At 64.8% G+C, this 16,843-nt stretch carries 13 protein-coding genes; 2 read left to right on the top strand and 11 right to left on the bottom strand.

The annotated features are described in order from the left end of the window. Position 1: 1 nt before the first annotated feature. The 11 genes from KX816_02410 to KX816_02360 all read right to left on the bottom strand — a co-directional run bounded on the left by KX816_02410 (position 2) and on the right by KX816_02360 (position 12,728). Positions 2–265, bottom strand: a complete 264-nt coding sequence (locus KX816_02410) for a VirB3 family type IV secretion system protein (protein QXQ06937.1) — start codon at positions 263–265, stop codon at positions 2–4. Continuing rightward, positions 262–588, bottom strand: a complete 327-nt coding sequence (locus KX816_02405) for a TrbC/VirB2 family protein (GenBank protein QXQ06936.1) — start codon at positions 586–588, stop codon at positions 262–264. Before KX816_02405 ends, KX816_02410 begins: the two co-directional genes overlap by 4 nt. Next, a complete protein-coding gene (gene trbB / locus KX816_02400) occupies positions 585–1,553 on the bottom strand; it encodes a P-type conjugative transfer ATPase TrbB (protein ID QXQ06935.1) in 969 nt (322 codons plus the stop codon). Before trbB ends, KX816_02405 begins: the two co-directional genes overlap by 4 nt. Positions 1,554–2,337: 784 nt before the next feature. Next, a complete protein-coding gene (locus KX816_02395) occupies positions 2,338–3,627 on the bottom strand; it encodes a DNA cytosine methyltransferase (protein ID QXQ06934.1) in 1,290 nt (429 codons plus the stop codon). Further along, positions 3,564–4,604 (bottom strand): hypothetical protein, encoded by a 1,041-nt coding sequence (locus tag KX816_02390; GenBank protein QXQ06933.1) that lies wholly within the window; start codon positions 4,602–4,604, stop codon positions 3,564–3,566. The genes KX816_02395 and KX816_02390 overlap by 64 nt, the downstream gene beginning before the upstream one ends. 590 nt (positions 4,605–5,194) lie before the next feature. Continuing rightward, the gene (locus KX816_02385) at positions 5,195–5,485 is read right to left on the bottom strand and encodes a hypothetical protein (GenBank protein ID QXQ06932.1); all 291 of its coding nucleotides are present in this window, start codon (positions 5,483–5,485) and stop codon (positions 5,195–5,197) included. Between the two features lie 88 nt (positions 5,486–5,573). After that, positions 5,574–6,548 (bottom strand): PD-(D/E)XK motif protein, encoded by a 975-nt coding sequence (locus tag KX816_02380; GenBank protein ID QXQ06931.1) that lies wholly within the window; start codon positions 6,546–6,548, stop codon positions 5,574–5,576. Then, a complete protein-coding gene (locus KX816_02375) occupies positions 6,541–8,733 on the bottom strand; it encodes a Z1 domain-containing protein (GenBank protein ID QXQ06930.1) in 2,193 nt (730 codons plus the stop codon). Before KX816_02375 ends, KX816_02380 begins: the two co-directional genes overlap by 8 nt. Before the next feature lie 11 nt (positions 8,734–8,744). Further along, a complete protein-coding gene (locus KX816_02370; protein QXQ06929.1) occupies positions 8,745–10,292 on the bottom strand; it encodes an ATP-binding protein in 1,548 nt (515 codons plus the stop codon). An 11-nt stretch (positions 10,293–10,303) separates the two neighbouring features. Further along, positions 10,304–11,773, bottom strand: coding sequence for a DNA cytosine methyltransferase (locus KX816_02365; protein QXQ06928.1), 1,470 nt, complete (start codon positions 11,771–11,773; stop codon positions 10,304–10,306). A gap of 82 nt (positions 11,774–11,855) precedes the next feature. Further along, positions 11,856–12,728: a WYL domain-containing protein gene (locus tag KX816_02360; GenBank protein ID QXQ08356.1), complete on the bottom strand. Its 873-nt coding sequence runs from the start codon at positions 12,726–12,728 to the stop codon at positions 11,856–11,858. A 184-nt stretch (positions 12,729–12,912) separates the two neighbouring features. Between KX816_02360 and KX816_02355 the strand changes: the two genes are divergently transcribed. Together KX816_02355 and KX816_02350 are read left to right on the top strand one after the other, a co-directional pair. Beyond that, positions 12,913–16,245, top strand: coding sequence for a TM0106 family RecB-like putative nuclease (locus KX816_02355; GenBank protein QXQ06927.1), 3,333 nt, complete (start codon positions 12,913–12,915; stop codon positions 16,243–16,245). A gap of 46 nt (positions 16,246–16,291) precedes the next feature. Then, complete coding sequence (locus tag KX816_02350; GenBank protein QXQ06926.1) at positions 16,292–16,558, top strand: hypothetical protein; 267 nt, start codon at positions 16,292–16,294, stop codon at positions 16,556–16,558. Positions 16,559–16,843: the final 285 nt, after the last annotated feature.

The following is a 16,843-nucleotide window of genomic DNA, read 5'->3' as shown; positions in this document are numbered from 1 at the left end:
ATCAGACGCCGAGATATGCCGGGTAGCGCAGGTGGCGGCGGACGACATCGACAAATTGCGCGTCGCGCCGCGCGGCCCACACACCGGCGAGATGCCCGACGAGCCAAAATCCTAGTCCGACGATCCACAGTCGCAGGCCGAGCCCGAGCGCCGCCGCCAACGTGCCGTTGGCGATGGCGAGGCCGCGCGGGGCACCGCCGAGCAGCATATGCTCGGTCAGCGACCGGTGCACGGCGACGCTGAACCCGGGCGTGGCCTCGCTCATACGAGCGCGCCGCCGCCGAAGCTGAAGAAGCTCAGGAAGAACGAACTCGCCGCAAAGGCGATCGAAAGACCGAAGACGATCTGGATCAGCTTGCGCGAGCCGCCGCTGGTGTCGCCGAACGCGAGAGTCAGGCCGGTGACGATGATGATGATCACCGCGATGATCTTGGCGACCGGCCCCTGGATCGAGTCGAGGATCGACTGCAACGGCGCTTCCCAAGGCATGTTCGAGCCGGCGGCGCTGGCCGGTGCGGCGGTCAGCCCGACAACGATGGCAAGCGCCGCGCCGGACAGACGCACACGGGTACGGGCAGACAAGGTCATGACAGGTCTCCTGCAGGGTGAAGGGCGTAATCTCCGGACGGGGTGAGCCCGGCGACGCGGGCGAGTTCGACGAGACGGCGCTCGCTGCCGCGGCCGGCGAGGACGGCGATCAGGTCGATGGTCTCGGCAATCAGCGCGCGCGGCACGGTGACCACCGCTTCCTGGACCAGCTGCTCGAGCCGCCGCAGCGCGCCGAGCGCCGAGCCGGCATGGATCGTCGCTATGCCGCCGGGGTGGCCGGTACCCCACGCCTTGATCAGGTCGAGCGCCTCGGCCCCGCGCACCTCGCCGATCGGGATACGGTCGGGGCGGAGGCGTAGCGCCGAGCGGACCAGCTCGGCCATCGTCGCGACGCCGCCTTTGGTGCGCAGCGCGACGAGGTTAGGGGTCAGGCACTGGAGCTCGCGCGTGTCCTCGATCAGGACGACGCGGTCAGATGTCTTGGCGACTTCGGCGAGCAGCGCGTTGGTCAGGGTCGTTTTGCCGGTCGATGTGCCGCCGGCGACCAGAATGTTGCGCCGTTCGTGGACCGCGTCGCGGAGCAGCGCGGCCTGCGCGGCGGTCATGACCTCGGCGGCGGTATAGTCGTCGAGAGTGAAGACCGCGACAGCGGGCTTGCGGATGGCGAAGCACGGGGCGGCCACGACGGGCGGCAGCAATCCCTCGAAGCGCTCGCCGGTCTCGGGTAGTTCGGCCGAGACGCGCGGAGACCCGGCGTGAACCTCCGCTCCGACGTGATGGGCGACGAGGCGGACGATGCGTTCGCCGTCAGCTGGTGAGAAGTGCTCGCCGGTATCGGCCAAGCCGACGCCGAGTCGATCGACCCACAGACAGCCATCGGGGTTGAGCATGACCTCGACGACGGCTGGATCGGCCAGCAAGCCCGCGATCGTCGGACCAAGCGCCGTGCGCAGCATGCGGGTGCCGCGGGCGAAGGTCTCTGAGCGAAGCGGCAGGACGGTCATTTGCATCCCCGGTGTCGATGGGGATGAGCAAAGAAGCGCCTATCATCAGCGGATCAACAGGCGAGTTTGGCCGTCGTGGCGTGGCGCACGAAGGCAGGCGGGTTTCGAAATGCAAGCGCGTCGTAATTGTATCTCAAAGGTAGGTGACCCGAACTCTTAACGCGCGGCAGATGCCCTTGCTAATCGTGCCCGCGGGTCCGGGAATGCGATGCATAGCGGCCCCGTTGCTTTCGGGAGCCGAGATTCGGTAATCTGCCCTTCACTCATGATACCGGGTCGGCAGCTTGGCGCCCAAACCCAGCCATTCGAGGCCGCGGCCGATCTGCCCGAAAGCGGCCATTTGCTCAGATATCTCGGCGTGACGGCTTCGCGCAAAAACCGAAATTCACGTCACTGACGACTGCCGGCTCCAGCTAAAACTTGAAGCGGTAGTCTAACCGTATGGCCGAGGTGCCGCGCATTAACGTCTGGAGGCCAACCTTTCGAGTGCGAAATAACAAATATATCCAGGGAGGCGTAGTCTTTCCAGTCGGTAAATACTTGATTCCCGACGCGGTCCGGCGAGATTGTTGGCTCGCCGCCCTCACTTCACACTTGTCCTGATCAGCAGCAGCGGAAGCCGCCCCGGCCGCCTTCACCGAAGCGCGCGGCCTGGCGATCGCGCACGAACGTCGAGCGCGACCTTCATGCCCGCACGGCATCGAGCAGGCCGCTGGCGGTGCCTCGTGGGCTGGAATGCGAGACCCGGAATCGCGAGGCGCTGCGCGAGATCCTGCGTCGGTCTCTACTCGGCGGCCATCAACTCTGAACGCGCAGAAGCGCGGTATCCTTTGCCCGTTCCGGGATGCGCGTCATGGTCGCCGCGAAGGCCGAGATAGGTGGAGCGCACCTTGGCGACGCGCTCCGGCGCAGGCGCCGGCGGCGCGAGCGGCAACGTCAGCGCCAGCTCATCCTGATCCAGGGCCACGCCGAGCAGCTGGCGCGCGATCGCGCGGGCGAGTACCTCGCCGAGCAGCGATGGCACCGCGTTGCCTAGCTGCCGCTGAGCGTCCGCGACCGAGCCGGTTACCTGGAAATCGTCGGGAAAGGTCTGAAGCCGCGCCATCTCACGCATGCTGAGCCGGCGGCTGGTCCAGTGGAACGGGCCAGTCGCAGGACCGGGCTGGGCCTGCAAGGTCCAGGCAGGGCGCGCCTTGGCGAGCTTCAGCAGGAACGACCAGTAGCGGCGGCGCCAGCCGAACAGCGGCTCGCCGCCGCCGCGTTCGGTGTGCCACAGGTAATTCTCGCCCTCGGGGATCGACGTGAGAAGCTCGGCCCATTTGCCTGTGGGCTTCAGCGCCGGGGCGTCGACTGTCACGTCGTGCAGCGCATCCCAAGCCGTCCGATGACGAGGCCGGTTGTCAGCTTCAGCCACAGCAGGATCGACGTGGCTGGCCGCGGGAAACTCGAAGCGCGTGCCGTCCCGCGCGCCGATCACGAACAGCCGGCGGCGCAGTTGGGGAACGCCGAAGTCGGCCGCGTTCAGCACCGCGATGGAGGCGGCGTAGCGCGTGCCGTGCTCGAAGTTGATGCGCTCCAGCTCGGAGGCGATGAGCTTCAGACCCTCGTCCTTGCCGCGGAACCCGAGCCCCTCGACATTCTCGAGCAGGAACGCGCGCGGCCGGGCCTCCCCTAGCACGCGCAGATAAGCGCCCAGCGTGTCCGCGCGCGGATCGCTCAGCCGCTTCGCCTCGCCGCTCGCCCAGAAGCCTGACTTGGAGAAGGGCTGGCAAGGCGGGCCGCCAATCAGCACGTCGGCCGCGCCGGCCTTCAGCTTGCCGGCCGCAAGCAGCTTGGCGGTCGGCACCTCCAGGATGTCGCGATCGATCACCGGCCAGCTGCGGTTCGCGCGCAGCGTCTCGACGCAGCGAGCGTCAATCTCGAGCGCGACAGCGGTCTCGAAGCCGGCCGCCTCGAATCCAAGATCGAGACCGCCGGCACCGGTGAACAGGCTGATGATGCGGCGTCTGGTCATACGTCCGACCCTAACCGAGAGGCCACCGCCTCGAAAGCGCCGCGTGGGTCGGGCGACCATCTTTCATCGACGAGCACATTGCTGGCGAGCTTGCCCAGGCACTTCTGGTGCGGCTCGAGGGAGGTCGGTAGAGCGTAGCGGAACTCCCAGCGCTCGGACACCGCGTGCAGACAGCCGGCGACAACGTCGAAATCATTGGGCGCGTAGTAGCGCGAGCACGGATCGCCCTTCGCGGCGCGCGTCCGCTGAAAGTCGATGCGCGGCAGGTTCCTCGTCTTGTTGAGGACGCGCAACACGTTCTTGCATTCAACCGTCAGCCTTGGGCCGCCGCGGTAACTGATCAGAAGATCCGGTCCACCCTCCTCGTCGAGCCGCTCGCAGTGCGTGACGCCGTCCAGCCGCGCCAAGGTCGCGCGGAGGTGCTCCTCAGCAACCCAACCGCGCACGGCCATCTTTAGCCGCCGCGCGCCCGCGATCAGCTCTAGGACCTCATCGGCGCCAAGCTCGAGCTCGCGCAGCAGCGGGTGAACCCGGGTCGCGACCGCCGCGGCATCGTCGGCAATTTCCTGCCGAGGCGCGCCGATCAGCTCGGGCCTCTCGGCGAGCAGCTGACGATCGCCCGCAGGGAGACCGTAGCCGGCCCGCTCGAGCCTGACGAGATCGAGGAAGCTGTCACGGGTTCCACCGACCAGCACCTCGACCGGCGCGGCCATGGGTCCTGCGCGCCGGACGCGCTCCCAGGCGTGCCAGCCATCGCGCAGGATCGCTTCGGCATGCTCGTCTTTGAACTCGAGGCGGATGAAGAACTTGGTCGGGTTATGCGCTTCGGGATCGGCAGCGACGAAGATGCCTTCCTCGGGATCGATGCCGATCAGCAGCGTCGTGTAAAGGCCGAGCGGATCTTGCCAGACCACGTGCGAATTGTTGTCGGCATAATCCGCCTTGCTGCCGTACTTGACCTGGAAGCTGCGCTCGTCCTCCGGCCGATTGCGGGTCGGCGTCCGGGTCGCGAGGAAGGCGTAGACGACGATGCCCATCCGCTCTCCCTCGCGCGTCTCGAAGGTTATGACGAAGGGTGCGCGATCTAACGGCGAGGCGAAGATGATGCGGCAGCCCGCCGCACGCAGCCCGTCGAGGATGAAGCGAAGAAGCGGCTCTCGCGCCGAAGCCTTGGTCTTGTAGTACCTTAAACCTAGGATCATTTGGCCCCGCTCATTCCGACGTCCGTGGTTGGGAAGGCAAGAACGAGGCAGTTGAAGTCGCTGCCTACGCCTCCGCTGGGTCCAAAATCGGACCCAAGCCTATCGTGTATTGGCAGCGGTTCACCCTAGTGTCCCGGCTGTGCCGCCCTAGATTTCTACTCGAGAGGACTTCTAGGCGCTTAACGACCGTATCTCGCAAGGCAACGTCTCGTCGAGGAAGCGCATAGTCTAGACCGATGGAGCGACGTCAATCTGCGACGATGAACGGTAGCGAGGCGCGACAGGTGCCCACCGCGCACGGCCGCTGCGGTTGCTTCGCGCTGGCTGCGCATTCCAACTGCATCCGGAGTACTACAATACATACACTACGATGACCGGCTTCTGCTCTCGCGCTCAGACCCAGGGGGAATGGACAAGCCAACGTCCTAGCCAGCGGAATCCGGCGAGTGGCCGGTGATCGCGCTAACTGAAATGACGTATGCCCGAAGAATGTCATGGTCGGTGAGGGGGCTGTCAATCGGAAAGTCCAGGCCGGTGCCCGAGGGGCCGCCGCCCGGCGCGTCGATGCGCGTCGCATTCAGGTATCTGCCGGTTGCCGCCCAGTCCTTGTCGCCTTCGCGATGGGAAATCCAGGCTCGGGCCCAACCATTCGTATCTGGCTTCCCCCTGTTCCACTCAATGAAAGTCTGGCCCTTGCCGTCAGTCCCGAATCTCATCTTTTTCACCTCGTTCGTATTAACTCCGAGAAGAGAACTGTTCCATGCCGCACAACTGTTCTGATTCTAGGGTGAGCAAACCGCATGCCTAGAGAAGCCTTTTTCCAGCCTCGGCTAAATCCCCGGCAGCGGGTACGGCGGCGCATCTTACTCGTAACTGGACGCCGAGTATCTCCGGTGCGAGCGGGCCGGGAACGGATGGGACCGCGCGGGCATCCAGTAACCTGATTGATGCCCGACCGCCGGCCTCATCGAAGCGGTAGCGATCGTCGTCAGCGATCGATGAGCCGGCCGATGCAAACACTATCTCACGGAGCTTATCCCGCACGCTTGGGGTCGGAATTTGAGTCTCTAGCGCGTGCACGAGGTCGAGTACGGAACGACCAAGCGGCTCCGGCCTTGCTACCACCGAGGCGATCCAAACAAGTGCGCCCGGTTGTGGCCTCAACTGGTCAAGGGAAAAGCTGTGGATCCTGTCGAGATCGGCACAACTTTTGACCTCTAGCGAGAAAGTTCCCGAACTGAAGTCATAGCGCTCCAGCGGGTCAGCGTGCCACCGCCTCACGGCGACCTCTGGCGACGGCAGCGAACAGGCGACGACGAGTTCCGCCCACAGGCCCTGCATGGTGCGGCGGCCCTCACTCTCGAGCCGGCTGAAGAGTTCTGCGGCGCGCACCACCCAGTTCGAGAATGCCGATGCAGCAGGCAAAGCTCCAAGCGTCGTCATCGCGTCGGCGAGCAGACCGAGGAACAAACGAATCAGTCCTAACTGCTCGCTCCGGCAGACGACCAGCGTTCCCCGGATGGCTCTTGCAAGACCGCCCGGGGCGAGCACCTCGCAGTTGACGCCCTCACGTACCTCGATGTTGCGGAGGCGGAGGTGGCGGCCCGGCGCGCGACCGGCGGTCGGGACCAGCACGCACACGCAGCCCGCGCTTGTGCGGCCGACCATGCACGACAGTCCGACATGCTCGAGTGCGAGAAGCGAATCTTCGCCAGTCGGCAGAGGCGTCGACGCCAACCTCGCAAGCAAGGCTATCAACTCTTCGGCCGAACTAGTCATCGACCTGCAGCAGCAGGTCGCGGCGCATCCTCTCGGGAATGCTGATCGCAACTAGGCGAACATCGCTCGCGAGGGGAGCCTTGGCTTGAGTGAGATCAAGATGGTGGATCTGCAGGGTGACGCGGTCCTCAGATCTGATTTTACGGTCGCCCGGATATCCATTGCCCGGATTAGCACCCTGGAAGGGGTTCTCCACCTCACCCGACAACCGTGTGGCACGCTCGCGCCGTTCGCCGCCACCCATCAGGTACACGTCGCAGGCTGCATTCGGGTTTCGGTCAAGTTCCTCGCGGATTTGCATCATCGCGTTAAGGTGATCGAGGGCATCGTCGTCGTCCTCGACGATAAGGGGAACCAGCAGACGCTCGTACGCCACGTCCAGACGCAGCGGGCCGGCTTTCAGGTGCTGCTGGTTCGACGTCCAGGCCGCGCTGCCCGGCATTGCCGCCATAACGTTGCGAATGTTCGTTGTGAACGTATCGACTACCGCCCTGTTGCGGTCAGCGAGATCCGTGTCAGGATCGTAGACGTACGCGGCGTACACCCACTCCTTCGACCGTCCGCGCATCGTCTCAAGCGCCATCACAGAACGGCGAGTCGGCTGGAGGCTCAAATCTAGGAAGAACGCACGCTTCCAGTTTACAAGTGGCTGACCCGCGTGGCGCATCAGTGACTTGCGCAGGCTCTCCTCGTGCTCGACGTATGCGGTGAACGCATCCTCAACAGCGACATCGACAAATATCCGCACCAGCCCTTTGTACGATCCCTTGTACCCGAAGAACCGGGCACGTTGCTGGATAGTGTCAGCGGTGCCTGTGCCCGCTCCGCGCGGCATATAAGTCACCGTCAGCCCCTCGACGGTAAACCCTCGATCCAAGCCGGCGCCCCCGACCAGAATGTAACCGTAGCTATCACCCCAAGGAAATGTCGGGATGCGCCCGTTGGTTGCGTTCACCACTCGCACTACGGTCTCCTCAATCGCGAACTCCAACTCGGCCCAGAGAACCTCGAAGGATTGCAGGTCTGTCTCGGTGCGCTTGAGATCATCGTAGGAGGCCTCGAAGGCGTGTCGGAGGTCCACGTGGTCCGGGGAGGTCTTGGGCTCCGCGAGGGTGGCCAGCCAGCTATCCTTGATGCTCTTGGACCAGGCGGCGTATGTGTCGTGCATCGAGGTGAGATGGGACGGATGGATCATCATCGTCCGGTTGCCCTCCCGGCCATTCAACACGCCCGCAGATGCCCCGATGAAGAACAGGCGCATCGCGCGTTCCAGAGAAGGCGGCGGCCCGTCAGACACATCCCAGACGCCTGGTAGATCAGCCGCCGGAATCTGCTCGACGTATGGAGATCCCGCGCCAAAGAGGTCCCGGCCCCCTACGTAACCCTCACCGGGCTCCAGAAGTTGGGCGAATTTGGGCGAGAGGAGGTCGATCCGGCTGATGAGAAGAGGCGCTTGTGGCGTAGCAGTATACTGCACGTACGTGTGGGACGGCAGCGCGCGCCTGAGCCCCAGGATCATAGCATAAGTAGGACTTTCGGCGTTCTGCCGCACACGCGTGTTGAGGCCCGCTTGGTCGCCCTCATCATCGATGATAAGTGCGGTCACATTCGCGAGATCGCATCGTTCTAGAAGCTGCCGCAGGTTTTTGAGCCGGGTAGCGTTCTTCATCACTACCACAAGGAGGGTGCGGCACCGCTCGGGGCGATCGGGGTACCGCTCCCACTTCTTCAGCGCCGACTGGACCTCGGAAACCGTAGCGGAGTCGTTCCGCGGATTCGCCATTACCCGCCAGAAGAGGCTACGCTCCTCGAGGATACCAAGATCGCCCGTGAGTCTCTCTTCGTTTTGATCCAGTAGGTTCGTCTTAGTTCCCGCCAAAACGATGACCAGCCTATAACCATTGTCGCGTGCGAGTGCAGTGACAGTGGTAAAACTTAGCGTCTTCCCGCTCTGAACGTAGCCGATCACTATCCCGGCACGGTCGCCAGGCTGCTGCGGCGGTATGCAGTTGGAGAGGATCGCCACACTCTCGTCCAGCACCTTGCGCGCCGGTTCTGAGGCGAACCGCTTACGCTCCATCAACAGCGTCGCCTCGGGTCCCACAATCGGGTCCCACAAACGCCCGTTATCGCAGCCGTCGGTCGATAACTTGATCAACTGCGGATCACCCATCAAACTGTTCATCCTGCCTTAAGTTAAATCGCGAGACCGAGGCGCAGCAACTCGTTCAGGGACGTGCGGACCCGGCCCGCCAGCTTGACCCCACCATCCCGCGCCACCGTCTCGGCCAGTACGAGGCCGACGGCGAGACGCGCTAGGCCTTGGGTCTCGAGGGGCCCTGCGTTCCCGAAATACCTCTGCGTGAACGGGTGAAGCATCGCTAGCCTGATGCCGAGCCGGCGGGGTTTCGATCCGGCGCCGTTCGGCTGGTCGCTGATCCTGATCCAATCCGCTGTCGCATCCTGATAGTCGAGAGCCAGGTCGATTTCCCACCGCCCGCCGGCTACGTCGAGCGAAAAAGTCTGCGCGACGTCATCGTCCTGCTCAGGCAGCGGCGCCTCGGGCGGTTCCTCCGCAGGCCTTGCCTCGGGCCCGTCGTGGGAGGCCTGCACCTGTCCAACCACTTCGCCAAGGGCATCTGTCTCGACCTCGTATTTCATCCGCTGGACCGCCTTTTCGGCAGCCGGACGGTTTTCCCGTCCTGTTTCGGTCGAGCGCCAGTTCTGCGCCTGATCTAAAATGTTCAATTTGCCGCTCGAGATCTCGCGCCTCAGCTTGCGGACCAAGTCCTCCTCGGTCTCGTCCCAGCGGATGCCGTCCTTGGTGTGACTCACGGAGAAACCGATGAGATTCAGTTCGCCGAATACGCGCTGATAAGCGAAGGAGTTGGCCGCGCCGAAGATCTCAGGCGGGCGGTAAGTCTCATCCGCACTTCCCTCGATCAACCTATTTCGACGGAGCAGCGCCAGGCCGGCGCGCGCCGTCGAGCCCTTCGCTCGGATGCCGACGAAACCCTCTGCTCGACGCTTGCCGTCCAGTTGGATCGACACATCCTTGCGCCACTCGACCGGTTTGCCCTCGCGGTTTTTCCACGGCGGCGCGACTAATACATCGGGCTCCTCAAACTCTAGAGGAACTCCATCGACCGACAGCTTAAGTTCGCCAGCCCGAATGAAGCAGCGGTAAATGCTCGACAGGTGATCGGTGATCTTACTGAGAGTGCGCGTCTGGGGCATGCGCCGGACGTCCTCCAGCACGATCTCTGTGTAGTGCCGGTCCGCAGGCGCCTTGCGAGTGAACACGTCCAGTTCTTCGATCGTATCGCGGACGATGCTCGCGATGTCGAAGCTTACGGTGCGCTCGACCGTTTCGCCTACAGCCTTTGTACGCACTGACCACCGTGGAGCAAACCAAGCGGCCGCGCTCTTCATTCCCATCCCGAACTCGGAGAGGCCGCTCGCGTCTAGCGGTGCCTCCGCTGGACGGAATGCCCGCGCGAAGTTCGCACGCTCGATCCCGCCGGCGTTATCGCGGATTCGGATCCGCTGCGCAGACTGGTCAATGTCGATATCCACGGAAAGTACGAACTTTTGGCCCTCAACGCTGCGCAACACCGCCTTTTTGCTGAGGTAGCTCTGGATCGCGTTGTCTACGAATTCGGCGAGGGCGTACCATGGCTTATAGTTTAAATGGGGGAGCACCGACAGGATGCTGACGCCCGGGCGGATATTCACGCGATCCATGCTCTTCCTACTCAGGCCGCTACGGACAGCGCAACGCGGTTGCCGACCAGACTACGGGCGATCAGTTCGACCACGCGGGCATTAACCGCGTTGCCCAGCGCCTTGGTGGCGGCCCCGCTGGTCGGCGGAAGGTGATCCAGGTCGCCCAGGTCCTGCAGTCGGGCCCGCTCTCGGACGCCCATGAATCGCCGCTCCCAGGCGACTACCGGAACCTGTGTCGTGCTGGCCGCGACCAGCGCCGGAGCCGCCGAGGCATCGCGGGCGCGGACGCCTGATCCACGAAACTGGATCACGCAGTTGCTGAGGGTCCGGGCATCACCGTCGAAGTTCCACTCGAACTTTTGGAAGCTGTGCTCGAACGGCGCCAACCGGGGAAGCCAGGGGTCGATCCATGACCGGTTGAGCTCGTACAGTTCGCGGTTCAGTTGGAGGAACTTGGCCTTCCAAATGGGCATCGTCGTCCGCGCGTAGGGAGGCAGCAGCGACACAGCTTCGTTTTCGGCGGCGTCGGCGATCGGCCGACCGAACGCGCCACGGCATTTCCGGAGAACGGACTCCGGCAACGATCCTGGCGCGACCGTAGCGAACGGATAGTTGGCGCCAAACTCGGCCGCCCAGATCGGGAACCACGGTTTGCGATGACTTGATGGGTACGCCGCTAGGAATGCCTCCCAAGTGTCCAGGACCTCAAGGTGGTGGTCGGACAGGCGCAGCGCGTCGTTGGGGTAGCGCTCCAGCACGGTGCGCAGATCGGTTTCGCTGGGATCGGGCTCGGGCCATTCGAAATGATCGAGACCGTCGCGGGCGCCCACGATAAACAGTCGCTCCCTAATCTGTGGGACACCGTGGCGATGCGGGGATACCACGCGGATGTCGACCGAATATCCTGCATGACGCAACTCCTGGTTGAACCAGCGCCAGGTTCGGCCTCTGTCGTGCATCAGGAGGTTCGGCACGTTCTCGAGGATTAGGTAGGACGGCTTGGAGCGCCGCGCCCAATCGATAACGACAGCGGCCAAGTCCCCGTTTCGCTCGCAGTCGAGTCCTTCCTGCCTTCCCGCCTTCGAGAACGGTTGGCAAGGGAAGCCAGCACAGAGAATGTCGTGGGCAGGGACATCGGCAGCATCTACCCTCCGAATGTCGCCGAAAGGTCTCATGCCGAAGTTGCGTTCGTACAGGTCGCGCAGGCTCTCGTCGATCTCTACCGCAGCCACGCACTCGTGCCCGAGTCTTTGCAAGGCAACATGGAAACCACCAAGGCCGGCGAAAAGATCGACGAAACGCAGAATTGCTCCCCCTTCAACTAATCGGCTTTCGAGCGCCACCCCCTCAGTAGGCCGGAGGATGATCTTGCCCGTAGTTCCGTATGAGCGCAACGCAAAGGGCACTTCACCTAGTGCAAGGCGCGGAAAGCGCTCGATATCCGGTGCGAACGTCCGGGCAGGCCACCCCGCTAATCGTCCCCGCAGGTAGGCGCCCACGGCCGGACCACGATCACCTCGGCCTCTCCGGTAACACCGGGTGCCCGCAACTTGGGCGCAATGCTCAGCGGGGGCGCGCCGCTCAGGGCAGCGCGTCAAACCTGCGCTGGTGCCCCGTTACCATCTCGCGCAACCCCGCCGGCTGGAGCACCTCGACGGACGTGCCCCATGCATAAAGGTGCCAGCACATCTCGAGGTGCCCGGAGGCGCGGAAGCGGACAAGCAGGGAACCGCTCGCTTCCTCCTCGACCGTCTGGGAGGGGTGGAAGACGAAGCGCCGCGCGTGCGGCGCTGCCTCGGCCGAGAAGCGCCACACTACGTCGTCGTGCTCTGCCGCATTCTCGTACGATCCGAAACCTTTCTCGGCATGGCGGCGGACGTCAAAATTCGCGTCGAGGTTGAAGCTCTCTTGCAGCACCTCGGCCCGCTCGATCTCCTCTACGCGAAAGTGCTGAAGCGGCGCCGACGCTGGCTTCGCCGTGTCACGCGCAACGAGGTAGCGGCGGGTGCCAAGCAACAGGCCATGCGGCCTCACCGTACGCACCTTCGGCTTCGCCTGGCCGCGTGTCCGGTAAGGAAAGCGTAGCAGGAAGGGGCCTTTTAACGCCTCGTAGAGTGCGGCGTCGACCTCTGGGTTCGCAGCGGGCCGAGGCCCCGGGCGGGCGGCGTGGCCAAGCGCTTCTGCCAGCGCCTCCTCGTCAACTGCAAGCCTCCTGCCGGCTGCGGGCGGCACGAGTGCGCGCACCTTCTGTCGCAGCCCGCGCACTTGCGATGCCTCGCTGCGCATGCCCGCTGCGTCCAGGCCATCGATGGCCGCGCCAAGCGCAGCCATCTCCTCCGACGTAGGTGTGAGCAGCGGCGCGATGTGCTTTGCCTCGATGCGCCAGCGCCGTCGACGGTCATCGTCGTGGTCCGAGCGGGTCTGCGGGAACGCCGCTTCGAGCGCGATAGTCATTCGCTGCGCCGACCTGTGAACGCAACCGAACGCCTCGACGATTTCTTCGAGTGTTACCCCGCCGCTGCGTGTCGCCATCATGGCGAGCTTCAGCAGTTCCTGGGCCTTCGCGAACGACATAGTTCCCCTCCCATGACAGCTTTTGTCGTCCTGCACTGCTATAGGCAAGGAAAGGGGAATGCGCATGCGGATGATCGATGGTGCCCTGCGGCTCTCGGCCTCGGACCTGATGCGGTTCAAAGGCTGCCGCCATGCCACCACGCTTGATCTGCGCATGATGGAAGCCGGCGACCTCGCGCCAGCCGACGATGGCGCGGAAGCAGAACTTCTCCAGCGCCAAGGGGATGCGCACGAGCTCGCGTTCTTGGACGAACTGAAGGGGCAGGGCCGATCGGTCGTCGAGGTTCCCAAGGACGGACTGCCGCTCGAAGCTTCGGTCGCACTGACCCATCAGGCGATGGCAAAGGGCCCCGACATTGTCTTTCAAGGCGCGCTGCTCGGCGGCGCGTGGGGCGGCTACTCGGACTTCCTCGAGCGCGTCGAGCGACCGTCGACGCTCGGCGGCTGGTCCTATGAGGTCGTCGACACCAAGCTGAAGCGGAAGCCCGATCCCAAGCACGTCCTCCAGTTGTGCCTCTACTCCGATCTGCTAGCCGAGGTGCAGGGCGTCGCGCCCGAGGCGGCGCACCTCCAGTTGGGCGACGGCAAACGCTTTACCGTCCGGCTCGCCAACGTATCGGCCTACGCCCGGCATGCGCGCCGCGTGCTGGAGGCGTTCCTGGTTGAACGCCCCGAGACGCGGCCCGAGCCGGTCACCGCCTGCCCACAGTGTCGTTGGCGCGACCGCTGCAGCGCGCAGTGGGAACGCGAGGACAGCCTGTCGCTCGTCGCCGGCATAAGCCGCTCGCAGCGGCAGAAGCTCGAGGCGGCGGGTGTCGCGACGATGGGAGGACTCGCGGCGCGCGCCGACAGAGTGCAGCGAATGGCTGCCGAGACCCAGACCCGGCTCACTGCGCAGGCGCGTCTGCAGACCGCTCGCCGCATCGGCGGCCCGCCCGCGTTCGAACTGCGAGACGCCGAGCCTGGCAAGGGGTTCGGTATGCTGCCCGCCGCAGACGACGGAGACGTGTTTTACGATATCGAGGGCGACCCTTACTATCCGGGCGGCCTCGAATACCTGCATGGGCTCTGGCTGCGTCAGGATGGCGAGTGGGCGTTCCGCGCCTTCTGGGCGCACGACCGCGACGCCGAAGGGCGCGCTGTCGCCGACCTCTTGGCGTTTCTCGTCGACCACCTCCGCCGTCACCCGCGCGCGCACGTCTACCATTACGCGAACTACGAAATCGCCGCGCTGCGACGCCTGACCGCCCACCACCGCGTCGCCGAAGCGGCAATGGATCAGCTGCAGCGCGAGCGCCGCTTCGTCGACCTGTTCAAGGTCGTGTCGGGCGCGATGATCGCATCTGAGAAGGGCTATTCGATCAAGGACCTCGAGGCCTTCTACATGGATCAGCGCGACGGCGATGTTGCCACCGCCGGCGCAAGTATCGTCTTCTACGAGAAATGGCGTGAGACGGCCGACCAGTCGCTGCTCGACCGAATCCACGATTACAACAGGACGGACTGCGTCTCGACCCAGCTACTGCGCGATTGGCTGGTCGCCAATGTGCGACCGCTTGAGATGCCGTGGCCCGTGCTCGGCCAGGTTCCCGATGCCGGCACGTTGTCGAACGTCGACGAAGAAGATGCAGAGCTCGAGGCGCTGCGGGTCCGGCTCGCGCCGGTCCGCGCCCGGCTCGGAGAACGCGTCGCCGATCTGCTCCTCGACCTCAGCCTGTTTTACAAGCGCGAGGACAAGCCAACCTACTGGGGCATATTCGACCGTCTCGCGCAGGAAAGCGCCGAGTTGGTCGACGACCTCGAATGCGTCGCGCTGTGCGAAGCGGTCGGTCCGGCGTCGAAGGTTACCGCCCAGTCGTGGGAGCGCACTTATCGTTTCCCGCCGCAGGAGACGAAGCTGCGGCCGGGCAAGACGCCGAGCATCAAGCCCGCTACAGGGTTGGAGGACGCATCGCTTCGCGAGATCGACCACGCCGGCTTCACGTTGACGCTAAGGCGGTCCACGAAGAAGGGTCCGCTCCACGACCGGCTCGATCTGCTGCCGCCGCAGCCGATCAACAAGAGGGCGCTGCGCGAGGCGGTGGCGGCCGTGACCGAGGAGATCATCGCCGGCAGCGGCCGCGTCCAGGCGGCGGAACACCTGCTCGCGCGCGCTGCGCCCACATTCACGGACGGTCAGCGCCACTGCATCGTTGACGCAGACGGCGATCTGCCGGCCGAGACCAGCCGGGCGATCTCGGCGATGGAGGATACCACGCTCGCTATTCAGGGACCGCCCGGAACCGGCAAGACCTATGTCAGCGCGTTGGCGATCGTCGACCTCGTGCGCGCGGGCCGTCGCGTCGCGGTCTCCTCCAACAGTCACAAGGCGATCGGCAATCTGCTTGCCGCCGTCGCGGCGCGGGCGGGTGCCGAGGGCTTCCGGTGCAGCATCGTCCAAAAGACCTCCGAGGACGGCGACGACGACGAGCGCGCCGGGGTTACGCTGGTCGCCGACAACGACGCCCCAGAGATCGCCACCGCCAACGTAGTCGGCGCCACCGCCTGGCACTTCGCCCGCTACGCGGTGCCCGCGTTCGACCACCTCGTCGTCGATGAGGCGGGCCAGGTGTCGCTCGCCAACATCCTCGCGATGGCGCGAGCGGCGCGAAACATCGTCCTCGTCGGTGATCCAATGCAACTGCCGCAGCCGATCCAGGGCACGCATCCCGGCGACAGCGGCCGCTCGTGCCTCGAGTACCTCGTCGACGGCGAGCGCGTCGTCTCATCCGATCGGGGCGTGTTCATGCCGATCAGCCGGCGTATGCACCCGGCGGTCTGCCGCTACATCTCGACCGCGGTCTACGAGGGGCGTCTCGATAGCGACGAGGCGGCCGGTTTGCAGACGCTGACGGCTCCCGACGGCACCGACCTGGTCGGTGCGGGCATGCGCGCGGTCGAGCACTTCGGGCGATCCCAGACCAGCCCCGAGGAGATCGCGGCGATCCGGACTCGCATCGACCAGGTCGTCGGCGCAATCTACCGCGACCGCGCTGGGGTCGAGCGCGTCGTGAGTCTCGGGGACGTGCTCGTCGTCGCGCCCTACAACGCGCAGGTGAACGCGCTGCGGGCAGCGTTGCCGCCAGCGGTGCGGGTCGGCACCGTGGATCGCTTCCAGGGACAGGAGGCGCCCGTCTGCCTGGTTTCGATGACGACCTCGAGCGGTGAGGAGCTGCCGCGCGACATCGCGTTCCTGTTCTCGATCAACCGCATCAACGTGGCCGTCTCCCGGGCGCAGGCAGCGGCCATGGTGTTCGCCAGCCCCCTCCTGCTTGAGACGCCGTGCCGGACCGTCGAGGAGATGGCGCTCGTGAACGCGCTCTGCATGCTACGGGAACATGGGGGTGACCTATTCTGACACCCACGCGCGCGAAAGTGCCTCCATCGACAGTGGAGTCACGAATATGAAAATCTCGAACATCGAAATGCGCCACATCATCGACATCGACGGCCAGCTGTTCGGCATCGACGCCGAAGTGGTGGATCCCGCGACCCTGCTGGCCAGAGCCAAACGCCCGGCCGGAAGCGAACTGTGGCTCATGCGCGCCGGGGAGCGGATCAAGATCGGAGCGCGCCAGGCGATCCGGCTTTCCGAGGACGCCGTGCTGTTCTTCGAGACCGCTTCGGCGGACGCACGCCGCTGGACCGAGCCGCAGTTGTTGGTGGCGTGAGCGAACCATAGTGACAGCTTTTGTCATCGTCGAGGAACAGGATGCGCATGCGGGCGGCGACTCGACCCGCTCAACGGAAAGGAACGGATGATGGCCAAAGGTGGTGGATATCGCAGCGCGGGCACCGGCCGCTACGTCAGCGCCGCGAGCGGTCGCTCAAACCCCGGGAAGACAGTAAGAGAAGCGGCCGGCAAGAGTGGCAACTCAGGCGGGCACTACCGCAGCGCCGGCAGCGGGCGCTACGTAACGACAAAGCACGGCAAGGCAAGTCCTGAAACGACCGTG

The sequence above is a fragment of the Sphingosinicellaceae bacterium genome, from assembly GCA_019285715.1.
Taxonomy (GTDB): Bacteria; Pseudomonadota; Alphaproteobacteria; order Sphingomonadales; family Sphingomonadaceae; genus Glacieibacterium.
Note: the sequence above shows the minus strand (reverse complement) of the source record. Positions and strands in the feature narration are given on the sequence as shown.